19 protein-coding genes are annotated in these 21004 nt (G+C 59.6%); 17 read left to right on the top strand and 2 right to left on the bottom strand.

Annotated features, from left to right (window positions below):
- The first annotated feature begins 1 nt into the window (after position 1).
- The 10 genes from waaC (at position 2) to HB680_RS18840 (ending at position 10965) form a co-directional block, all read left to right on the top strand.
- The gene (waaC, locus tag HB680_RS18885) at positions 2-1063 is read left to right on the top strand and encodes a lipopolysaccharide heptosyltransferase I (RefSeq protein WP_213940070.1); all 1062 of its coding nucleotides are present in this window, start codon (positions 2-4) and stop codon (positions 1061-1063) included.
- Entirely contained in the window at positions 1063-2184 is a 1122-nt protein-coding gene (locus tag HB680_RS18880) for a glycosyltransferase family 4 protein (RefSeq protein WP_213940069.1), read from the top strand. Before waaC ends, HB680_RS18880 begins: the two co-directional genes overlap by 1 nt.
- Positions 2184-2990 (top strand): lipopolysaccharide core heptose(I) kinase RfaP, encoded by an 807-nt coding sequence (gene rfaP, locus HB680_RS18875; RefSeq protein WP_213940068.1) that lies wholly within the window; start codon positions 2184-2186, stop codon positions 2988-2990. The genes HB680_RS18880 and rfaP overlap by 1 nt, the downstream gene beginning before the upstream one ends.
- Complete coding sequence (locus tag HB680_RS18870; protein ID WP_213940067.1) at positions 2990-3724, top strand: lipopolysaccharide kinase InaA family protein; 735 nt, start codon at positions 2990-2992, stop codon at positions 3722-3724. The genes rfaP and HB680_RS18870 overlap by 1 nt, the downstream gene beginning before the upstream one ends.
- Entirely contained in the window at positions 3721-4473 is a 753-nt protein-coding gene (locus tag HB680_RS18865; RefSeq protein WP_213940066.1) for a lipopolysaccharide kinase InaA family protein, read from the top strand. The genes HB680_RS18870 and HB680_RS18865 overlap by 4 nt, the downstream gene beginning before the upstream one ends.
- Complete coding sequence (locus HB680_RS18860; protein WP_213940065.1) at positions 4473-5924, top strand: lipopolysaccharide kinase InaA family protein; 1452 nt, start codon at positions 4473-4475, stop codon at positions 5922-5924. The genes HB680_RS18865 and HB680_RS18860 overlap by 1 nt, the downstream gene beginning before the upstream one ends.
- Positions 5925-6178: 254 nt before the next feature.
- Positions 6179-6511, top strand: coding sequence for a YceK/YidQ family lipoprotein (locus HB680_RS18855; protein WP_213940181.1), 333 nt, complete (start codon positions 6179-6181; stop codon positions 6509-6511).
- Positions 6512-6684: 173 nt separating this feature from the next.
- The gene (locus HB680_RS18850) at positions 6685-8439 is read left to right on the top strand and encodes a carbamoyltransferase (RefSeq protein WP_213940064.1); all 1755 of its coding nucleotides are present in this window, start codon (positions 6685-6687) and stop codon (positions 8437-8439) included.
- Complete coding sequence (locus HB680_RS18845; RefSeq protein WP_213940063.1) at positions 8432-9337, top strand: glycosyltransferase family A protein; 906 nt, start codon at positions 8432-8434, stop codon at positions 9335-9337. Before HB680_RS18850 ends, HB680_RS18845 begins: the two co-directional genes overlap by 8 nt.
- Positions 9338-9504: 167 nt before the next feature.
- Positions 9505-10965: a glycosyltransferase family 39 protein gene (locus HB680_RS18840; protein ID WP_213940062.1), complete on the top strand. Its 1461-nt coding sequence runs from the start codon at positions 9505-9507 to the stop codon at positions 10963-10965.
- Here HB680_RS18840 and HB680_RS18835 read toward each other — a convergent pair.
- Positions 10952-11611: a lipopolysaccharide kinase InaA family protein gene (locus tag HB680_RS18835; RefSeq protein WP_213940061.1), complete on the bottom strand. Its 660-nt coding sequence runs from the start codon at positions 11609-11611 to the stop codon at positions 10952-10954. The genes HB680_RS18840 and HB680_RS18835 overlap by 14 nt on opposite strands.
- A gap of 127 nt (positions 11612-11738) precedes the next feature.
- Here HB680_RS18835 and msbA point away from each other — a divergent pair, with 127 nt between their 5' ends.
- From msbA to HB680_RS18800, 7 genes are all read left to right on the top strand, one after another.
- Complete coding sequence (msbA, locus tag HB680_RS18830) at positions 11739-13559, top strand: lipid A export permease/ATP-binding protein MsbA (protein ID WP_213940060.1); 1821 nt, start codon at positions 11739-11741, stop codon at positions 13557-13559.
- Complete coding sequence (locus HB680_RS18825; RefSeq protein ID WP_213940059.1) at positions 13553-14449, top strand: GNAT family N-acetyltransferase; 897 nt, start codon at positions 13553-13555, stop codon at positions 14447-14449. The genes msbA and HB680_RS18825 overlap by 7 nt, the downstream gene beginning before the upstream one ends.
- 3 nt (positions 14450-14452) lie before the next feature.
- A complete protein-coding gene (locus HB680_RS18820) occupies positions 14453-15853 on the top strand; it encodes a PIG-L family deacetylase (RefSeq protein ID WP_213940058.1) in 1401 nt (466 codons plus the stop codon).
- 64 nt (positions 15854-15917) lie between these two features.
- Positions 15918-17339 (top strand): bifunctional D-glycero-beta-D-manno-heptose-7-phosphate kinase/D-glycero-beta-D-manno-heptose 1-phosphate adenylyltransferase HldE, encoded by a 1422-nt coding sequence (hldE, locus tag HB680_RS18815; RefSeq protein ID WP_213940057.1) that lies wholly within the window; start codon positions 15918-15920, stop codon positions 17337-17339.
- 121 nt (positions 17340-17460) lie between these two features.
- A complete protein-coding gene (locus tag HB680_RS18810) occupies positions 17461-18435 on the top strand; it encodes a glycosyltransferase (protein ID WP_213940056.1) in 975 nt (324 codons plus the stop codon).
- Positions 18436-19143 (top strand): hypothetical protein, encoded by a 708-nt coding sequence (locus HB680_RS18805; RefSeq protein ID WP_213940055.1) that lies wholly within the window; start codon positions 18436-18438, stop codon positions 19141-19143. It begins immediately after the preceding gene.
- A gap of 71 nt (positions 19144-19214) precedes the next feature.
- Positions 19215-20021 carry a hypothetical protein gene (locus HB680_RS18800; protein WP_213940054.1) on the top strand — a complete coding sequence of 269 codons (807 nt, stop codon included), beginning with the start codon at positions 19215-19217 and terminating at the stop codon, positions 20019-20021.
- 7 nt (positions 20022-20028) lie between these two features.
- Here HB680_RS18800 and HB680_RS18795 read toward each other — a convergent pair whose 3' ends face one another.
- Complete coding sequence (locus HB680_RS18795; RefSeq protein ID WP_213940053.1) at positions 20029-20985, bottom strand: metal ABC transporter ATPase; 957 nt, start codon at positions 20983-20985, stop codon at positions 20029-20031.
- Positions 20986-21004 lie beyond the last annotated feature (19 nt).

Genomic DNA, 21004 nt, shown 5'->3' with positions numbered 1-21004 from the left:
TTTGCGGGTATTGTTGATCAAGACTTCTTCGCTGGGTGATGTGATTCACGCGTTGCCAGCGTTGACCGACGCCGCGCGAGCGATCCCCGGCATCACGTTCGACTGGGTGGTGGAAGAAGGCTTTGCCGAGATTCCGACCTGGCACCCGGCCGTGGGCAAGGTGATTCCGGTAGCGATCCGGCGCTGGCGCAAGAACATCTGGCAGACCATCAAAAGCGGCGAGTGGAAGCGCTTCAAACAAAGCGTTCGCGCCACCAAATATGATTTGGTGATCGACGCCCAAGGCCTGCTGAAAAGCGCCTGGCTGACCCGCTACATCAAGGCCCCGGTGGCCGGGCTGGACAAGGATTCGGCCCGCGAACCGATGGCCGCCCGTTTCTACTCGCGACGCCTCGCTGTTGGTCGCGGTCAACACGCCGTCGAGCGCGTGCGCCAATTGTTCGCGTTGGCCTTGGGCTACGATTTGCCCAAAGGCTTGGGTGATTACGGCTTGAGCGTCGAGCGTCTGGTAGAACTGCCGCGCAAGAATCCGTACGTGCTGTTCCTGCACGGCACCACCTGGGACACCAAGCACTGGCCCGAAGCCTACTGGCGCGAACTGGCCGAGCGCGTCGGTCACCTCGGCGTGGCGGTGAAACTGCCGTGGGGCAACCCGATTGAAAAAGCCCGCGCCGAGCGCATCGCCGCCGGTTTCCGGCATGTTGAAGTGCTGCCCAAATTGAATCTGGCCGGCGTCGGCAAGGTCTTGGCCGGCGCCCAGGCTTGCGTCGCGGTGGATACCGGCCTCGGTCACCTGGCCGCCGCGCTGGACGTGCCGACGCTGTCGCTGTTCGGCCCGACCAATCCGGGCCTGACCGGCGCCTATGGCAAGGCGCAGATCCATATCGCCAGCGACTTCCCCTGCGCGCCGTGCCTGCAAAAGAAATGCACCTATCAACCGACGGCCGAAGACGCCCGTCAGTTCGACCTGAAACGCGAGTGGCCCCTGTGCTTCACGCGTCTGAATCCCCAGCGTGTCGCCAGCCGACTGAGCACGTTGTTACTGGCTGAGGAGCTGCGCTGATGCAATTGGCTTTTGTCCTTTATAAATACTTCCCGTTTGGCGGTTTGCAGCGTGACTTCATGCGCATCGCCCTGGAGTGTCAGCAGCGCGGTCACAAGATCCGCGTCTACACGCTGATCTGGGAAGGCGACGTGCCGCCGGGTTTCGAAGTGCTGGTGGCGCCGGTCAAGGCGTTCTTCAATCATCGACGCAACGAAAAGCTCAGCGAATGGATGGAGGCCGACCTGGCCAAGCGTCCGGTGGATCGCTTGATCGGCTTCAACAAAATGCCCGGCCTGGACGTCTACTACGCCGCCGACGGCTGCTTTGAAGACAAGGCGCAGAATTTGCGCAACTCGCTGTACCGGCGTTGGGGTCGCTACCGGCACTTCGCCGAATACGAGCGCGCGGTGTTCGCCAAGGACGCCAAGACTGAAGTGTTGATGATTTCCGAAGTCCAGCAGCCGCTGTTCATCAAGCATTACGACACGCCGCTGGAACGCTTCCATTTGCTGCCGCCGGGTATCTCTCAGGACCGTCGCGCACCCGCGAATGCGGCCGAGATTCGTGCCGAGTTCCGGCGGGAATTCAACCTCAAGGATGACGATTTGTTGCTGGTGCAGATCGGCTCGGGGTTCAAGACCAAAGGCGTGGATCGCAGCCTCAAGGCGTTGGCCGCGTTGCCGTCTGAACTGAAAAAACGCACCCGGCTGTTTGTAATTGGCCAAGACGACCCCAAATTGTTCCAGGTGCAGAGCGCCACACTGGGGCTCGGCGACAACGTGACGTTCCTCAAGGGTCGCAGCGATATCCCGCGTTTCCTGTTGGGCGCCGACCTGTTGATCCACCCGGCATACAACGAAAACACCGGCACGGTGCTGCTTGAAGCGCTGGTGGCCGGGTTGCCGGTACTGGTGAGCGCGGTGTGTGGTTATGCGCATTACATCGCCGAGGCCGACGCCGGCCTGGTGCTGGACGAACCTTTCGATCAGGCGCAGCTCACGCAGTACCTGACCGGCATGTTGAATGATCCTCAAGCACGGGCGGCCTGGAGCCGCAACGGTTTGGCCTTCGCCGAGACGGCCGACCTCTACAGCATGCCGCAGCACGCGGCCGATGTGATTCTGGCGGAGCACGCTTAATGAAGTTGATGCTGGCTGAACCGTTCAAAAGCCTCTGGGCCGGACGCGACCCGTTCGCAGAAGTCGAGGGTTTGCAGGGCGAGGTGTACCGCGAGCTTGAAGCACGCCGGACCCTGCGTACCGAAGTGAACGGAAACGGATTTTTCGTGAAAATCCACCGTGGCATCGGCTGGGGCGAAATCTTCAAGAACCTGCTCACCGCCAAGCTGCCGGTACTCGGCGCGGGCCAGGAGTGGAAGGCCATTCAGCGCCTGCAGGAAGTCGGCGTGCCGACCATGACCGCTGTCGCTTACGGCGAGAAGGGCAGCAACCCGGCGGATCAGCACTCGTTTATCGTCACCGAAGAGCTGGCGCCGACTGTCAGCCTCGAAGATTTCAGCATCGATTGGGTCAAGAATCCACCCGAGCCGAAACTCAAGCGCGCATTGATCGCCGAAGTCGCGCGCATGACCGGCATGATGCACCGCGCCGGGGTCAATCATCGCGACTGCTACATCTGCCACTTTCTGCTGCACACCGATAAACCGGTGACGGCTGAAGACTTCAAACTCTCAGTCATTGACCTGCACCGCGCCCAGACCCGCCCGGCGATTACCCAGCGCTGGCGCAACAAGGATCTGGCGGCGCTGTACTTTTCGGCTTTGGACATCGGCTTGACCCAGCGCGACAAATTGCGTTTCCTCAAGGGCTACTTCCAGCAGCCGTTGCGCCAGATTCTGGCCGAGGAAGCGGCGCTGCTCGCCTGGCTCGAAGGCAAGGCCAACAAACTCTACGATCGTAAACAGCGATACGGGGACGCGCTCTGATGCCGGGTTGGAAGCTGGAACCTGCCTACAGCGATCTGGCCGAAGACTTCGGCAGTCTGGACGCCGTATTTGCCCTCCAGGGCGAACGCCTGACCCGCGATCCGTTGTCCGAAGTCATCCGCGTCGAGCGCAATGGCGTCAACTACTACGTCAAGCGCTACGTCGGTGCCGGCAAAGGCCTGCGCCGCTACCTGGGCAAGCCACGGGTGAAAGCCGAATGGCAAAACCTCAAGCGCTTCGCCAAGTGGGGCATCCCGACCGCCGAGGTGGTGGCCTGGGGCCTGGAGCGTCGCGGCGCGGCGTACGACCGTGGGGCGATGATCACCCGCGAGTTGCCGAACACCGAAGACCTGTCGGCCCTGGCCGAGCGGCATGACCCGAAACTGGCGGACCGCGCCTGGGTCGATCGCGTCAGTCGGCAGTTGGCGGGTTACACCCGGACCATGCACGACAATCGCTTCACCCATAACGATTTGAAGTGGCGCAACCTGCTGATCGACGATGACGCCCGGCTGTTCCTGATCGATTGCCCCAATGGCGATTTCTGGCGCGGATTCTGGCTCAAATACCGCATCACCAAGGATCTGGCCTGTCTCGACAAGGTGGCCAAATATCAGCTGTCGGCCACCCAGCGCTTGCGCTTCTACCTGCAATATCGCCAACGGACTCGGCTCAACGCGGCCGATAAAAAACGGATCCGTCACGTGGTGAGATTTTTCGAGGGACGCGAATGACTGATTTCCTGGCCTCTGAAGACCGTGCGCTGCTTGAGCGCCATGGCCTCGGCACTTTCGACGCGCTCTGGGCCAAGCAGCTCGAGGCAGTGGATGAACCCAACACCGCCCGAGGGGGCTGGAGCAGTGTATTCAGGCTGGATCTTGAGGGCCAAGGCTACTACCTCAAGCGCCAGAGCAATTACCTGACCCGCACCTTGCACGCACCGTTTGGCGAGCCCAGTTTTGCCCGCGAATTTCGCAATGTCTCCCGTTATCGTGCCTTGGGAATCCCGGCGCTGGACGCCGTGTTCTTTGGCCAGCGCAAGGTCGACGGTGAAGTTCGGGCGATCCTGCTGACCCGTGCGCTGGATGGCTGGGATGACCTGGATTCGTTGTTGCAGCGCTGGTCCCATTTGAGTTCGGCGCAGCATTCGGCGATTTTGCGAAGCTGTGGGCAACTGGCGCGGCAGCTGCACAGCGTGCGGCAGGTGCACGGTTGCTTCTATCCCAAGCACATTTTCCTGCGGGCCACCGGCGACGGTTACCAGGCTCAGCTGATTGACCTGGAAAAGACCCGGCCGCTGCTGTTCGGTCGACGAGACCGGGTCCGGGACCTGGAGCCATTGGTGCGTCGAGCGCCGGAGTGGAACGAAGGTCAGCTGCGTGAGTTGTTGGCGGCGTATGTGGATGAGCCGCAAAGCAGTTCGCTGGTCGATAGCTGGGTCTCGCGCCTGACTGCGCGGCGCAGTCACAAGGAGTCGCGCTGATGCGTTTATCTGAACTCAAAGGCGCCGGCCGTCAGCCAAGTCTGCCACTGACTGTGTCGCTGGCCGACGCCGCCGGGCCTGCCGAGTTGCAGCTGTTGAGCCTGTTGCGCGTATTGCCTGGCCAGCGCTATGTCGGTGCCGGTGTCTGGCGTGGCCGACCGGTGCTGGCCAAATTGTTGGTTGGCAGCAAGGCGGCGCGGCACTTTCAGCGTGAACGCGATGGCGTGCGTCTGCTCGCCGATCAGGGCCTGACCACGCCGCAACTGTTGGCGGATGGTTTGAAAGAAGGCGAGGGCGGTTGGCTGCTGTTCGATTTTATCGAAGGCGCCGAGAGCCTTGGCGACACCTGGAAGCAGGTCGAACACTTGCCGGTGCTGGCGGATATGCAAGGGGCCGTGCTGGCCGAGGCGTTGGGCGCTATCGGCCAAATGCATCGCAAGGGCCTGTGGCAGGAAGACCTGCACCTGGACAACCTGCTGCGCCAACGTGGCCGCTTGTACCTGATCGATGGCGGTGGCGTTTGCGCCGAAACGCCTGGCCAACCGTTGTCGCGACAGAAAGTCCTGGAAAACCTCGGGGTGTTTTTCGCCCAGTTGCCCAAGTCGCTGGAACCGTTTACTGAAGAATTGCTGGTGTATTACCTGTTGAGTAACGGCGAGCATGCCTTGCCGATGGAGGCGTTGCAGAAGCAGATCAACAAGGTGCGCCGTTGGCGCTTGAAGGACTTCCTGATCAAGTGCGGCCGTGAATGCACGCTGTTCAGCGTCCAGCGCGGGGCGTTCGGCTTGCGAGCGATCCGTCGCGAGGAAGAAGCGGCCATGTTGCCGGTGCTGGAACAGGCTGATGCGTTGCTCGATCAGGGCCACTTGTACAAGACCGGTGGCGCGGCGAGCGTCGGCAAGGTCGAGGCGGGCGGGCGGGCGCTGGTGATCAAGCGCTACAACATCAAAGGGTTTGCTCACTGGTTGAAGCGCTTCTGGCGCCCGAGCCGTGCCTGGCACTCCTGGCGTGAAGGCAACCGGCTGGCATTCCTGGGCATCGCCACGCCCAAACCGTTGGCGTTGCTGGAAAAGCGCTTTCTGTGGTTGCGCAGTCGGGCTTATCTGGTGACCGAGTATCTGCCGGGGCCGGACATCATCGAGCGTTTCGCGCCTTACGTTGATAGCGGCGAGGCGCCGGAGGCGGAATTGCTGGCGCTCGATCATCTGTTCGCCGAATTGATTCGGGAGCGGATCAGCCATGGCGATTTCAAGGGCCACAACCTGTTCTGGCAGCAGGATCGCTGGGCACTGATCGATCTGGATTCGATGTGTCAGCACAGTTCTCCCGCCAGTTTTGCCCCGGCGTATGCGCGAGACCGGGCGCGCTTCATGCGGAACTGGCCCGTGAGCAGCGCGTTGTATCAAGTCATTGATCTGCGTTTGCCCAAAGACATCTCCAGCGCGGCCTGAATCGGACCTTCGACCCTATCGCAACCAAGCTCGTCCCCACATTGGCTTTTGATTGCACCCAACTTCGGTGTGCGACACAGATCTAAAGTGGGAGCTTGCTCGCGCAGAGGCCCTTACCTTCACCGGAAATCCCTCTGTAGGTCATGGGAGCACAAGTTTTTGCGAACGGTCCTACACCATCCACAGACTCCATGAACTGTGCCCTGAATAACCCCGATGCTAGTTTGCCTGACGATCACAAACGGCAGGTTCAGATGAAAAAAATGGCGGTTTTATTGGGTGTATGTTCACTGAACTTATCCGGTTGCGGCACCGCCGTCACCGTGCTGCAAGACGACGCCGACGCCGCCCGCGGCCTCAGAAAACAAAAAACCTACTGCCAGTCCATCCCTCGCGTCTACAGCGGCCTGGCCTACGGCTTCTGCGTATTGAACGCGCCCCCTGATCCCTCTGGCGTCCTCGTACCGTTGGTTTTGCTGGATTTGAGCCTGTCAGGTGTCCTGGATACGGTGGTCTTGCCGTACACGATCTATCGGCAAAGTGCCGATGGCAATATCGCGATTTATTGGCGGACGGGGCGTGGCTAAGCACTGGCAGCAGCCTTTGGCCAAATGCTTGCTCTGCACCTGATAACCGCAGGGTCATTCCTGTCATGTTTACGCTATAATCCCGCCCTTTAGCTGTCTCTCGCCCCTCGCGAGGGCACATTAATTTTTGAGGCGCTTGTCGCCTGAATGCAGACTAAAGAGGCTAGACCCCTGTGGCATTGACGATTCTTGGCCTGTCCGGCGCCCTTAGCCATGATCCTTCCGCAGCTTTGTACATCGACGGCAAGCTGGTCGCGGCAGCAGAGGAAGAGCGCTTCGTACGCGATAAACATGCAAAGAACCGCATGCCCTACGAATCGGCGAAGTTCTGCCTCGAACAGGCAGGCATCAAGCCCTCCGACGTTGACGTGGTAGCGATCCCGTTCGCCCCGATCAGCCTGTTCGGCAAGGCGCGCTGGCACTACGCCAAGCGTTACTGGTACGCCCCGGACCGCGCGCTCGACGCGATCCTGATGGGCAACCGTCGCTACAAGCGCTATCGCAACAAGATCGTGTTCTGCCTTGAACAACTGGGCTTCGACCCGAAGAAAATCAAGATCGAGCCGGTCGAACATCACCTGGCTCACGCCTCCAGCGCCTACCACTGCTCCGGTTTCAAAGAGAAAACCGCGATCCTCGGGATCGACGGCAAGGGTGAGTACGCCACGACCTTCTTTGGTTACGGCGAAAACGGCAAGATCCACAAGATCAAGGAATTCTTCGATCCGGACTCCCTCGGCGGCCTGTATGGCGCGATTACCGAGTTCCTCGGTTTCGAAATGCTCGACGGCGAGTTCAAGGTCATGGGCATGGCGCCTTATGGCGACGCCAGCAAATACGACTTCTCGCGCCTGGCTTCGTTTGAAAACGGCGAGTTGGTGATCAATACCGACTACGCTAACGTCATCGGTCTGCGTCGCTATAAAGAGAAGGGCAAAGGTTTCTACTTCTCGCCGAAGCTGATCGAGTGGCTGGGGCCGAAGCGCGAAGGCGACATCGCCGACGAGCCGTACATCCACTACGCCGCCAGCATGCAAGCGCTGTTCGAAAAGATTTCACTGCAGATGATCGATCACTACTTGGGCGATGTGCTCAAGGAAACCGGCAAGCTGGCCTTCGCGGGTGGCTGTGCATTGAACGTCAAACTGAACCAGAAAATCATCGCTCGTGACGACGTCACCGAGCTGTTCGTGCAACCGGCGTCCGGTGATGCCGGTACGGCGGTGGGCGCTGCGGCCTACGTGTCCCACGCCCGTGGTGTACCGGTCGAGAAGATGGAGCATGTCTACCTCGGCCCGTCCTACAGCAACGAAGACGTGATCGCCGCCTGCGCCCGCCACCCGAGCAAACCGGCATGGCGCAAGATCGATAACATGCCGGAAAACATTGCCAGGATCATGGTCGATGGCAACCCGGTGGCCTGGTTCCAGGGGCGCATGGAGTTCGGTCCGCGTGCCTTGGGCGGTCGTTCGATCATCGGTTGCCCGAGCGCCACGGGCGTGGCTGACCGCATCAACCACCAGATCAAGTTTCGCGAGCGCTGGAGACCTTTCTGCCCTTCGATGCTCGACACCGTGGCCCCGCAAATGATCAAGGTCGATCACCCTGCGCCGTTCATGACCTTCACTTTTGAAGTGGCTGAAGAGTGGAAAACCCGCGTGCCGGAAGTCGTCCACGAAGATGGCACGTCCCGGGCCCAGGTGCTCAAGCGCGAATACAACCCGCGTTACTACGACATGATGAAGGCGCTGGAAGTGCTGACCGGCAATGGCGTATCGCTGAACACCTCCCTCAACCGCCGCGGCGAGCCGATGATCTGCTCGCCGACGGACGCCCTGAACATGTTTTTCGGTTCTGATCTGCAATACTTGATCATGGAAGACATCCTGGTGGTGAAAGAGGGCGCGGAAGGGTACGGTTTTGACTGAAACACTGATCAGCGTCGTTATTCCGGCCTACAACTATTCCCAGACCTTGCCACGAGCAGTGGAGTCGGTCCTGGCGCAGTTGATCGACGGTCGGACGGAGCTGTTGGTCATTGATGACGGATCTACCGACACGACGCCTGATGTGATCGAAACGCTTTTGGCGAAACACGTCGGGCGTTTTCGTGCCTTGCGCAAAACCAATGGCGGGCTTTCTTCCGTTCGCAATCTCGGGATCGAAGAGACGAGCGGACGTTACCTCGTCTTTCTCGACGCCGATGACGAGATGGCTCCGGGGGCGTTGGCTGCGATGATTCAACACATTGCGAGCAACCCTGAAAGCCGCTTGGTCATCGGCGGGCACTGGTCGGTGTTTGTTGATGGCAAGCGCAGTTTGCAGACCGTAAAGCCGTTGCCTGCCACCGCTCGGCAGCGTGTGCGTGGGTACTTGCTGGACAAGACCGTGTCGATTTCCAACGGTGCTTGTGCGATGCATCGTGATGTCTTCGCACCAGGCAACTATCCTGAACACTTGCGCAACGTCGAAGATATTCCCGTATTCGCTCAAGTGCTGGCGCGTTTCCCCTGCAGTGTTCTCGATCAGCCCCTGGCGCTTATCTACAAGCATGCCGACAGCATGCGACATGATTTGACCCAAAGCCTTGCAGCGGGAACGGGAATGGTTTGCGAGGTTTTTTCTTACGCGCGAATGCCCGAAGAATTGCATGACTTGCGTCAGGCGTTTTTTGTGCAGCGGTGCCTGTCGTTGTTTCGCGATTGTTACGTCGGCGGCGAGTATGTACTGGCCAGGAAGTTCTATCTTCAGGCGTTGCGCGCAGACTGGCGCACGCTCACACGCTGGTCCTACACACGCAAGGCGGCTCGTCTGCTGTTCCGGTAAGCTGTCGAGACCGTGATGACACCCCATCGTGCTGTCTTCGAGCCTGTCGTTCAGCGTTAATGGCTGATAAGGCTTGAACTTGATCGGGCAGACGCTGCCTGAGGTTGTTGCAGGTTATTCGTTGCACTGTTTGCGCCAAGCGTCGTGTGAGTTATTGAGGGGTGTGGATGTTAGATACTGGCAGTAAAGCGGGGGCTCTGGTCTCGCGGATTACCGGTGAGTATCCGGTGAGATTGGCGTTCTGGGGTAGCTTGCTGCTCTCCTTGATTGCCGTGCTGGGAACAGCGACTGTCGGGCGCGATGCTGCGTTTTACATCGATATTGCTCAGCAAGTCATGGATCACGGGCCGAAAGTGGCCTGGCAGACCTTCGATTGGCCCTGGTTCTCCTATCTGCTGGCCGGTACGCATATCGTCCTGCATGTGCCATTGGAGTTGAGTGCCTATCTATGGTGTGGCGTTTTCCTCGCCGGCACCTGCGCGTTGATGGTCGATTGTGTCCGCCAGCGCTCCCCGGAAAACGCTCGCTGGGCCTGCCTGGTGGTGCTGGCAATGCCCGCCGTCAATGCGTTTCGTAACGACATCATTCGCGAGTACGGTTTCTGGTTTTTCTGCACCCTGGCGCTCTGGCTGGCGCTGCGCTGGCAGAAGCGCGGTGGCTGGCTTCACGCGGCGTTCATTCATTTGGCCATCGTGGCCGCCGCGTTGTTTCGTCTTGAGGCACTGTTAATGTTGCCCGCGTTGGCGCTCTGGCAGCTGTCGAATTTCCGCTCGCCCGCGCAGCGCAAGCAGGTCCTGCAGTTTGTTCTGCTGCCGGTGCTGGGGCTGATTGTGGCTTTGGCTTCGGGGGCTTTTTCGGCGGCGCGTGTTTCGCTCTACCTGGATATGCTCAGTCCGCACAGTGTGTTTGCGTCATTTAATCTGCTGTCAGAGCAATTCTCCAGATCGCTGATCAATAAATACTCGCAGGACGAGGCCGGGCGGATCATTTTCTTCGGCATCGTGGCCTCCATGTTGATCAGTTTCGTGAAGCTGATGGGGCCTTTCGCTGTTCCGTTTGTACTGCGAAGCAACTGGAGTGTCCTGCGCATTTACTGGCGCGACTTTCGCCCGTTTGCCTGGACAGCGTTGCTGTATGCAATCGTACTTGTGCTGTTCTATTTGAAGCAGCAGTTCATGAATACTCGCTACTTGAGCTTCCTGAACCTGCTGTTCGTCCCTGTGCTGGCGACGGCGTTGGCGGTTTTTGTCGGTCGGTTCCCGCGCTGGGGCAAGGCGCTGGTGGTGCTGGCGGTGTTGGTGATGCTGTCCAACGTAATTTCCATCAGCCCGGGGAAGACCCATTACGTCCAGGCGGGCCACTGGGTGGCCGAGCATATCGAACCGGGCGCACCGGCTTACTTCGAAGATGGGCGCATCAGCTATTACGCCGGTCGTGGCTACGCGCTCAATAACCTGACCCGGGAAGACGCAATGTCCCCGGCGCACGGGGGCGAGTTTCGCTATTTCCTGATCGATGCCCGTGGCGACGAGCCCTGGTTGGCTGCATGGCTGACGGAGCACAAGCAGCGCATTCTCGCGCGTTTCGCCAACCGCAAAGGCGCCACCGTATTGGTCATCGGTCAGTAACGAGCTGGCGCAGTCGCTCGATCATTGGCGTTTGCCGATTAGCGGGCAGGCCCTGGCGATAGCCTTCAAGAAAGGTGTCGCCAGCATCCGCGCCCAGCAACCACTGGCGATCTTCTTTGTAGCGCAACAAATGGGCAAAGTTGCGCAGCCGTTTGCTGTCGCTCAAGGCGCGCGTTTGACAGCGCAAGTCCGCGATGTCGATCAACCCCAGAGTGTTTTCGGGCGTCAGCACCACGTTGCCAAAATGCAGCGATCGAAAGTACACCCCTTTCTCGTGCAAGCGGGCAATGAAACCGCCCAGCTGGAATCTCAAGGCGTTGGCTTCTTCGGCGGTGGTTTGCAGCTGGCGTACGGTCTTGCCTTCAAGGGGGCTGTAGTAAACGCCATCGCGGTGAATGCTGGGGATGCGATACACCGCGATAATTTTCGGGCAGGGGATGGCGCGCAGTTCCAGGGCCCGGGTGTTGTTGGCGAAGCGTTGAGCGTAGGGATAAAACAGCGCGGAGCTGAGCAGGCGTTTGCGGCGAAACAGCTTGAGCATGCGTCCATCGGCCAATCTGAGCACCTTGTCACCGGAGCCGTCGGCTTCCAGTACGTGTGCGCCTTCGCGCAATGCCTCGTAGGTGCTGTGATCAATCGATTGCATGCCTGACTCCCCCATCATAAGCCGGCTATCTTAACCGACTTGGCCAGAGGCTGGCCCGCCGTCATGTTCATTGGGGAAAAAGGGGCGTGTGATATCATCCGCTCCTCACTGATTTGCGCGGATTCTTATGAGCAGTCCTGAACCGAAACCCCAGTCTACGCTGGCGATCTATTTCCGCCTTTTGGCTTACGTAAAGCCTTACGTGGGCCTGTTCCTGCTGAGCATCGTCGGGTTTTTGATCTTCGCATCGACCCAACCGATGCTCGCTTATATCCTCAAGTATTTCGTCGACGGCCTGGCCAATCCTGAGGCCAGTCTGTTTCCCGGGAACCCTTATCTGGGCAAGTTGCAGTTGCTTGAAACCGTACCCTTGATGATCGTCGTGATCGCGATCTGGCAGGGGGTAGGGTCTTATTTGGGTAACTTCTTCCTGGCGCGGGTTTCCCTGGGCCTGGTCCACGATTTGCGCGTGGTGCTGTTCAACAAGTTGCTGGAGCTGCCGAACCGCTTCTTCGACAAGAACAACTCCGGTCACCTGATTTCTCGTATCACCTTTAACGTCACCATGGTCACCGGTGCTGCTACCGATGCGATCAAAGTGGTGATCCGTGAAGGCATGACCGTGATTTTCCTGTTCTGCACGCTGTTGTGGATGAACTGGAAACTGACGCTGGTGATGCTGGCCATCCTGCCGTTGATTGGCATGATGGTGAACAGCACCAGCCGTAAATTTCGCAAGCAAAGCAAAAAGATTCAGGTTTCGATGGGCAACGTCACCCACGTTGCATCCGAGACCATCCACGGCTATCGCGTGGTGCGTAGCTTCGGCGGCGAAACCTATGAAAAGGTTCGCTTCAAGGACGCCAGCCAGAGCAATACCGACAAGCAACTGGCGATGACCAAGACCGGCGCCGTGTACACGCCAATGCTGCAGTTGGTGACTTACAGCGCCATGGCCGTGGTCATGTTCTTGGTGTTGTACCTGCGTGGCGACGCATCGCCCGGCGACCTGGTGGCCTACATCACTATGGCGGGCCTGCTGCCCAAGCCGATTCGTCAGCTCTCTGAAGTCAGCTCCACCATCCAGAAGGGTGTGGCGGGTGCCGAGAGTATTTTCGAGCAGCTGGATGAGCCGGCGGAAGTCGATCAGGGCACGGTCGACTACGATCGCCTTGAAGGTCGTCTGGAAGTACGCAACCTCAGCTTCCAGTACCCGGAAAGCGACAAGCGGGTGCTCAATGACATTAGCTTTATCGTCGAGCCGGGGCAGATGGTCGCACTGGTCGGGCGCTCCGGCAGTGGCAAGTCCACCCTGGCCAGCCTGATCCCGCGCTTCTACCAGCATGAACAAGGGCAGATCCTGCTCGATGGCATGCGGGTCCAGGAATTCACGTTGCGCAGCCTTCGTCGGCAGATTGCCCTGGTCACTCAGCAGGTCACGCTGTTCAACGACACCGTGACCAACAACATCGCCTACGGCGACCTCGCTGGCGCGCCGGTCGAGGAAGTGCGTCGGGCCGCCTTGGAGGCCTATGCCGATGAGTTCATCGTCAAGATGCCCCAGGGTTATGAAACCATGGTCGGTGAAAACGGCGTGCTGCTGTCCGGCGGCCAGCGCCAACGCATCGCCATTGCTCGGGCCTTGCTCAAGAATGCGCCGGTGCTGATTCTCGACGAGGCGACCTCCGCCCTCGACACCGAGTCCGAGCGGCATATTCAGGCCGCCCTGGACCAAGTGGTGAAAAACCGCACGACCCTGGTGATTGCCCACCGTTTGACCACCATCGAGAAAGCCGACCTGATCCTGGTCATGGATGAAGGACAGATTGTCGAGCGCGGCACCCACGTGGAGCTGTTGGCGCTTAATGGCTATTACTCGCGCCTGCACGCCAAAGAGTTCAAAGAGGGTGACGAGGTGCAAGCGCCGCACGTGATTGGCGCATGTTGAGCCTGCTCCGCACGTGGCGTGAGCGTGGCTGGACCGAGATCGACCGTAGTGCCTACGAGCAGGCGTGGCAGCGGTTTGGCGGCAGCGTCGCCACTCACCCTGAGGTGGTGGAGCGCTTGTCGAGGTTCGTCGGCATCGAGTTGCGTTACCTGGGCTGGATCGTCGACGGTGCTGTCGTAGCCGCCGTTCCTTGCTGGGGTCGCCATGTTGCCTTGTCCAAGGACGTGCTCAAGCGCGAAGGCAAGCGCGGGCTGCTGGACATGGGCAATGCGGAGATCATTCTGCCCATTGCTGCGGACGTTGAAGTACCGGTGCGTCAGCGCATGGCGTATGTGTCCGAGCTCAATGCCCGACAGATCAGCACCTTGCGCGACCTCCCCCAAGGGCTGGCCCTGGCACGGGCACCTGAAGACTATTCAAAGAAGTTTCGCTACAACCAGCGGCGTGAACAGCGTCTGCTGGAAGAGGCGGGTGGCACGCTGATTCCGATGTCTGACCTGTCACCGCAGGAGCAGGCCGCCGCATACGGGGATCTGTTCCAGCGTCGCTGGGGGTTTGACGTTCCCGGGAAGGCGGGGTTGGCGGAGGTGTTCACCTTGCTGCGTGAGTTCATGACCGGCTCGGTGGTGATGTTGGATTCGGTGCCCATCGCGACCCAGATTCTGTACCGCGTCGATGCGCCGCAATGGGTTTCCCTGGAATACATCAACGGCGGTGTCGACCCTCAAAGCCGCGAATTCAGCCCGGGTAGCGTGCTCAGCTTCGTCAACACCCAGCAGGCCTGGGAAGAGGCGCGCGCGTTGGGCAAGGTTCTGCGTTATTCATTCGGTCGTGCCGACCGCGAATATAAGGATCGCTGGTGCCATAAGGTGCCGGTCTACCGGGTCTAATTCATGAGTGCTCGCAAACAACGGCTTCTCAAGGCTCATCGGCGCAACAAGCGAGTATTTCTCGTCGCTTTTCTGCTGGTGCTGGCGCTGCTCGGTTTCTGGCTGGGTTGGTGGATGGTGCCGCTTTTGTTGGTGCTGGCCTGGATCGCTCATGAGGCGTGGTTTGCCGATCACCTGTTTTACCGGGCCGCTGACGACTATCAGTACCGTTTTCCCAGCGGCACCCCGCATCAGACGGTGAATCTTGAGGCGGGCTCGGTGCGTCTGAGCGAACCGCTCGCCGAAGGCGAAACCCTCATACTCGAACTTGAAGTGAAAACCACGTGGCTGGGGCGCTGGCTGGACCCGTTTGTCCAGGTGGGCGACGACCGTCAGGAGTTCGAGCGTGGCGTCAAAGGACGGCGCTTCCTTAATCTCTCCGGGCAGGGCGCGATGCTTGCCCAAAGCTCGCTGGCGATACGTGGACGTTATTGCACCCTGGCTGCCGCAGGCACGCTGTGGGTCATGGCCAATCCCGATTATGCGCAGCGGCGCGTGATGATTCTGGCGCCCCACGCCGATGATGCCGAACTGGCCGCGTTCGGTCTTTACAGTCGCAGTGAAGAGGTCAGCATCGTTACCCTGACTCAGGGTGAAATCGAGGCCGAGCATTTTCAGCGTCTGGGGCTGAGCGAGTCTCAGGCGGCGCGCCTGAAAGGGCGCCTGCGCAGTTGGGACAGCCTGGCCATTCCGCTGTGGGGTGGCGTGCCCGTCAACCGCTGCGTGCAATTGGGTTACTACTGCCTTCAATTGCCGTTGATGGCCGAAGAGCCTGCCAAGTCGTTTGGCTCGCGGGAATCTGCAGACACTGATATTCGCCCTGTGCGCCGGCAAAACCCGTTGAGTTTGCCCGCCGATATCGATGGGGCGCCGACCTGGCAAAACCTGATCGCCGACCTGGTCGCCCTGTTGGAGCATTTTCGCCCCGAAGTGGTGGTGACGCCCCATCCCGAACTGGACCCGCACAGCGATCACGTCGCTTCAACCCGTGCGGTGCTTGAGGCCATCGCTGCCAGCGCCTGGAAACCCGCGACCTTGCTGATGTACGCCAATCATCTGCATGACAACGACCGCTGGCCCATGGGGCTTGCCGGTGCCGGTATCGCTTTGCCGCCGGCCATCGAACCGTTGCCTGCCGACAAACTGTGGAGTCCACTGCTGTCCCGGGACGTGCAACTGGACAAGGCCATGGCACTGGCGATGGAGCACGACTTGCAAGAGGCTCCGGTTTTCAAGCGTCAGTTGCGACGTCTGATTCAGCAGGTATTGGCCGGTCGGCGCTGGCCGGCCACGGGCAGCAACGAGTTTTTCCGCAAGGCCGTGCGACGCCATGAATTGTTCTGGGTGCGCGACCTTTCAGATTGAGGCGGACGGCGCTTTTCCCTGTGTTAGTATCGCGCCCCTGTTAATTTTGTATGCGGGTTGCTCCATGAAGTTGTCCATGCCGCGATTCGATCAAGCCCCTGTCTTGGTGGTCGGCGATGTCATGCTCGACCGTTACTGGCATGGTGGTACCTCTCGGATTTCTCCTGAGGCACCTGTTCCGGTCGTCAAGGTCGAGCAAATCGAGGACCGCCCGGGCGGTGCCGCGAACGTTGCGCTGAACATTGCCGCCCTCGGTGCGCCGGCTTCGCTGGTCGGCGTGACCGGCGACGATGAAGCCGCCGACAGCTTGGTCAATAGCCTCAAGGGTGCCGGCGTTCGGGCGTTGTTCCAACGCATTGCGCACCAGCCGACCATCGTCAAGCTGCGGGTCATGAGCCGTCACCAGCAATTGCTGCGTATCGATTTCGAAGAACCGTTCGCCACCGACGCTCTGGCGTTGACGGGGCAGGTCGAAGAATTGCTTGAAGGCGTCAAGGTACTGGTCCTGTCCGATTACGGCAAAGGCGCGTTGAAAAACCACCAGGTGCTGATTCAGGCCGCCCGTGCCCGTGGTATTCCGGTGCTGGCCGACCCCAAGGGCAAGGATTTTTCGATCTACCGTGGCGCGAGTCTGATTACCCCGAACCTCAGTGAATTCGAGACGATCGTCGGCGGCTGCGCCGATGAGCACGAGTTGGTGAGCAAGGGTGCACAGTTGATGCACGACCTGGACCTCGGCGCCTTGCTGGTGACCCGTGGCGAGCACGGCATGACCCTGCTGCGCCCGGATCATCCGGCGCTGCACCTGCCTGCCCGGGCCCGTGAAGTATTTGACGTAACCGGTGCCGGCGACACGGTGATTTCCACGCTGGCGGCCGCGATTGCTGCCGGCGAAGAACTGCCGCACGCGGTGGCATTGGCCAATCTGGCGGCAGGCATCGTGGTCGGCAAACTCGGTACGGCGGCCATCAGTGCCCCTGAGTTGCGTCGCGCGATCCAGCGGGAAGAAGGGTCCGAGCGCGGTGTGTTGGGTCTTGAGCAGTTGTTGCTGGCAGTCGACGATGCGCGTGCGCATAAAGAGAAGATCGTCTTCACCAATGGCTGCTTCGACATTCTGCATGCTGGTCACGTGACCTACCTCGAGCAGGCACGCGCCCAAGGCGATCGTTTGATCGTTGCAGTCAACGATGACGCGTCGGTGAGTCGTCTGAAAGGGCCGGGGCGCCCGATCAACAGTGTCGACCGTCGCATGGCGGTGCTGGCAGGTCTGGGGGCGGTGGATTGGGTGATCAGTTTCCCTGAAGGCACCCCGGAAAACCTGTTGCGTGAAGTCAAGCCGGACGTTCTGGTCAAGGGGGGGGACTACGGGATCAATCAGGTCGTTGGCGCTGACATCGTGACCGCTTACGGTGGGACGGTGAAAGTGCTGGGGTTGGTGGAAAACAGCTCGACGACGGCGATTGTCGAGAAAATCCGCAGCCGTTGACGGGATGAACACTTCCTTCATGCATGACACAGGAACGGGCCTGGCTGTACGCCAGCGTCCGTGCCTGCTGGCCGGTACATGCCCCGTGCGCTTACCTGTTTTTCTCTTGGTACATTAATTTATGAAAGTCATGCTCCTGGTGATGGATGAGCAGCGCGTCATATTGGATCGCCTGTATGAAATCGTGCAGCAGAACTGCACTGATTGCGTGATCTATCGCCTAAGCAAACTGCAACAGATGAATCTCGGTCCCTTCCTCGCTTCGGTCAATTATCAGAACTTTGACCGGGTTGTGATTTTCTCGAGGGTCAAGCGCCTCTCCCCACAACTCAGTGTGCTGAAGTGTATTTCCGGGCTGATCTTTCTTGAGCATGACGCCTATCAAAACTACATGCCTGGCAGTAAGTACCAGCATGTCTATTCGCGCCTGTACAGTCGTCTCCCCAGTGCTCGAGTGCTGGTGTCGGGTGCTGTTGTCGCGCGTCGGATGCAGGCTGAAAACATCGATGCGGTGTTCGTCTCCAAGGGATATGACGAACAGATGCTGCGCAATCTCGACGGTCCTCGCGACATTCCGATCGGTTTTCTGGGCAGCCTGAAAAGTACCGAGTACGCGCAGCGCAAAGCGGTTCTTGAATCCCTGTCTCGGCGTACCGGCATGCTGGTGACCCGGACCAAATCCGGTGCCGAGTATCTGGAAACGCTCAATCGCATCAGGGTTTTTGTCAGTGCCGATATCGGCATGGGCGAATTCATGATCAAGAACTTCGAAGCCATGGCTTGCGGTTGTGTGCTGCTGGCCTGGAGCCAGGGTGAGGAAGACGGGCTGTTGGGTTTTCAGGATATGCACAACACCGTGTTCTATCGCTCCGAAGACGAAGCGGTGGAAAAACTCAAACTGCTTGAGAGTGACCCCGAGTTAGCGTCTCGTATCGCCCGTAACGGGCAGGCGTTTGCCGAGAGTCAGTATTCCTTCGCGCGTGTGGGGCGTGCCCTTGCCGCTGAAATCGAGCGTGAAATGCGTCCCTGGAAACCGCCTTCAGCGTTCACTCGCCTGTGGGTCAAGCTACGCCACGGGATGAAGGTTTCAGGGTAAATGACCGATTCTCAACTGCCACATGCCAGCGAGAAAATGGCGCTGGATGCGATGCCCGGCGGCCATCAATCCGTCATCGACGGATTACCGCCCGAGCTGAAAGCGTGCTTGCGTAATGCCGCCCGGGTGGTGCTTGTGGCCAACAACCCGGCGATCACCGCGACCGATTTCCAGGCGCTGAATATCGGCGCCGATGACGTGGTTGTCAGTTTCAATACCTGTGCAAAATCAGAACTGCTTTGCCCGCAGAGCGTCAATGTGTTCGTGCATGGGTTCAATGCGCCGGACGCTTATTTTTTCGGCCTTCCCTATGGGCCGCAGGTGCAGCAACTGTTCAAAAACCCTGACGCGCGTTGTTTCACGATGCTGGTCGGCAGCACGGCGGCAATGTGTGCCTTGGCGCAAGTGGCGCTGTTCTGGGAGCGTATCCCGCTGCCGCCGCTGTGGAATTACCCGGTCGACCGGCCGGGGGGCAAGCGCTACGTCGGACCTTCCACGGGCTTCAATGCACTGGTGCTATTTGACTGGCTGCGCAGCCATGTCGGTTATACCTACCAGCTAATGACGTTGGGTTTTTCCAACGAGGCGGGGAAGTTCTGGGGCGGGCATGCCTGGGACTACGAGCGCGACTGGTTGCTCAAGTCAGATGTCATCGTCGTACCCTTGCAGCGTCGGCGCTGGTGGCAATTCATGTTTCGTCGCAAGTGAAGGGGCAGGTGCGACGTGGTTGCCAGCAAGGCGCCGTGAAGAGGTCGATTATTTTTCCAGGGAGCAGTTGAGTGTTAAATATCGCGGTGGCGTTTTTTGGTATTCCAAGAAACTCGGAAATCTGCTTTCCGTCCATTCAAGAAAACGTGCTTGCGCAGCTCCCGGCGGACAGCAACGTAAAGTGCTTTTACCACCTCTATAAAATCGAAGAGATCCAGAACCAGCGTTCAGGTGAAAAGGGCGAGTTGAGCGCGGACAACTACGAAGTTTTCCAGTCGATGACCGGTGTCCTCGACTCAACGGACGGTGTGCTGGAACGCTGGGACTTCGAACGGGTGAAAGCGCTCGGTGATACCTGGGCGGATGAACACGCGTCCCTGCGCAACCTGATCTATCAGCTCAATTCACTGCACACCGTCACGACCATGATGGAGTCGTTCAATCCTGATTTCGTCGTCTTCGTGCGTCCTGACAATTTCTATCACTCACCGCTTCCGGGGTATGTGTTCAATCACGCCGAGGCCCGGCGGTTGAATGTCTACGTTCCGGATTGGCAGTGGTGGGGCGGCTTGAACGATCGTTTTGCCATTTGTGGGCGTGATACCTACAAGGCCTATGGCAAGCGGATTGAGCGCATCTTCGATTTTTGCAAGGCGACGGGAAGAAAGCTGCACTCCGAGCGGCTGCTCAAATACGTGCTGCAGCAGGCCGGGGCCAAAGTCTGCACCCTCGACACCACGGCTTCGCGTGTGCGCATCACCGGCGCGTTCGCGGACGAGTCGTTCTCGCCCAAGCGAGGGATGGGCAAGCGAGAGAATCGCTACTTCCACCTGTTCGCGCGGTTACGCACGATGATGGACAAGCGCCGGTCGAACTGAACGTCCTCTAGCGTCTGCGAACCAGACGCACCAGTTGCAAGGCTTTGGCGCCGAGTTTGACCAACCCTTGTCGCTTGTCTTTCGGCACCGCCAGGCCTTGTTGTACGACCCAGTCCTTCCAGCGAATCCGTTCTTCACGAACCACCCAGCCTTCCTGGGTGGCAAAGCTTTCCGCCAGATACAGCCCGCGAGTGCTGGCCGGCAATAGCTGGTCGCGCTTGAGGGTGTACAGCTCGGGAAGTGGCACGCCATCCTTGAGCGGCATCAAGTACAAGTCCGGACGCTTGCGATCCAGTCGTGCCACCAGTTGATCGCCCTCCAGACGCTCGTCGACATGGAACAGGCTCAGTGACTTGGCTTCCTTGGGCACGTCCAGGCGCAGATCGTAGATCAATTGCAAGGACGCGGTTGGCAAGTGCACGTAGGCCCGCGGCCGCTCGATCAATTGCATGCTGGCGCAACGCACCGGTCGCGCCGCGCCGGATAACGGGGTCAGGCGAAACGGCAGGGCTTCGCGATAATGCAGGGCGGACGAGTAGGGCGCTGGCAGCCAGGTGTCGTTGAAACGCCCGCTGAGCCAGCCTTCCGGGGTTTCCAGCAGGCACTCTTCGGCAATCTCCTGGATCGCCGTGTGCAGCGGCAGGTTCAACTCATGGGCCGGCACGTAGCCGGAAATCAGCTTGAGCACCACGTCGCCACGGTCCTGCCGACGCTGACGCACCAACACCCAGTAATCGCGATTTTGCCAATGCAGGGTCAGGCGCACCGACACACCGAGATTGGCCAGTTCCAGAGCAAAGCGCTCGGTATCGGCCACGGCCACCGGGCGACGACGTTGCAAAGTCTGAGAGAAATTGAGCGGCATCCCGACGCTTTGATAGCTCAGGCCTTCGGGCGTCGCTTCGACGAATAACGGCAGGGTCTTGAAGTTGCTCGGGTTCTTTCTAATGAGCGTACGCGGCATGTCGGCTCCTGCTTAAGGC

Source organism: Pseudomonas sp. dw_612 (assembly GCF_018449725.1).
In the GTDB taxonomy this organism is placed as follows: Bacteria; Pseudomonadota; Gammaproteobacteria; order Pseudomonadales; family Pseudomonadaceae; genus Aquipseudomonas.
Note: the sequence above shows the minus strand (reverse complement) of the source record. Positions and strands in the feature narration are given on the sequence as shown.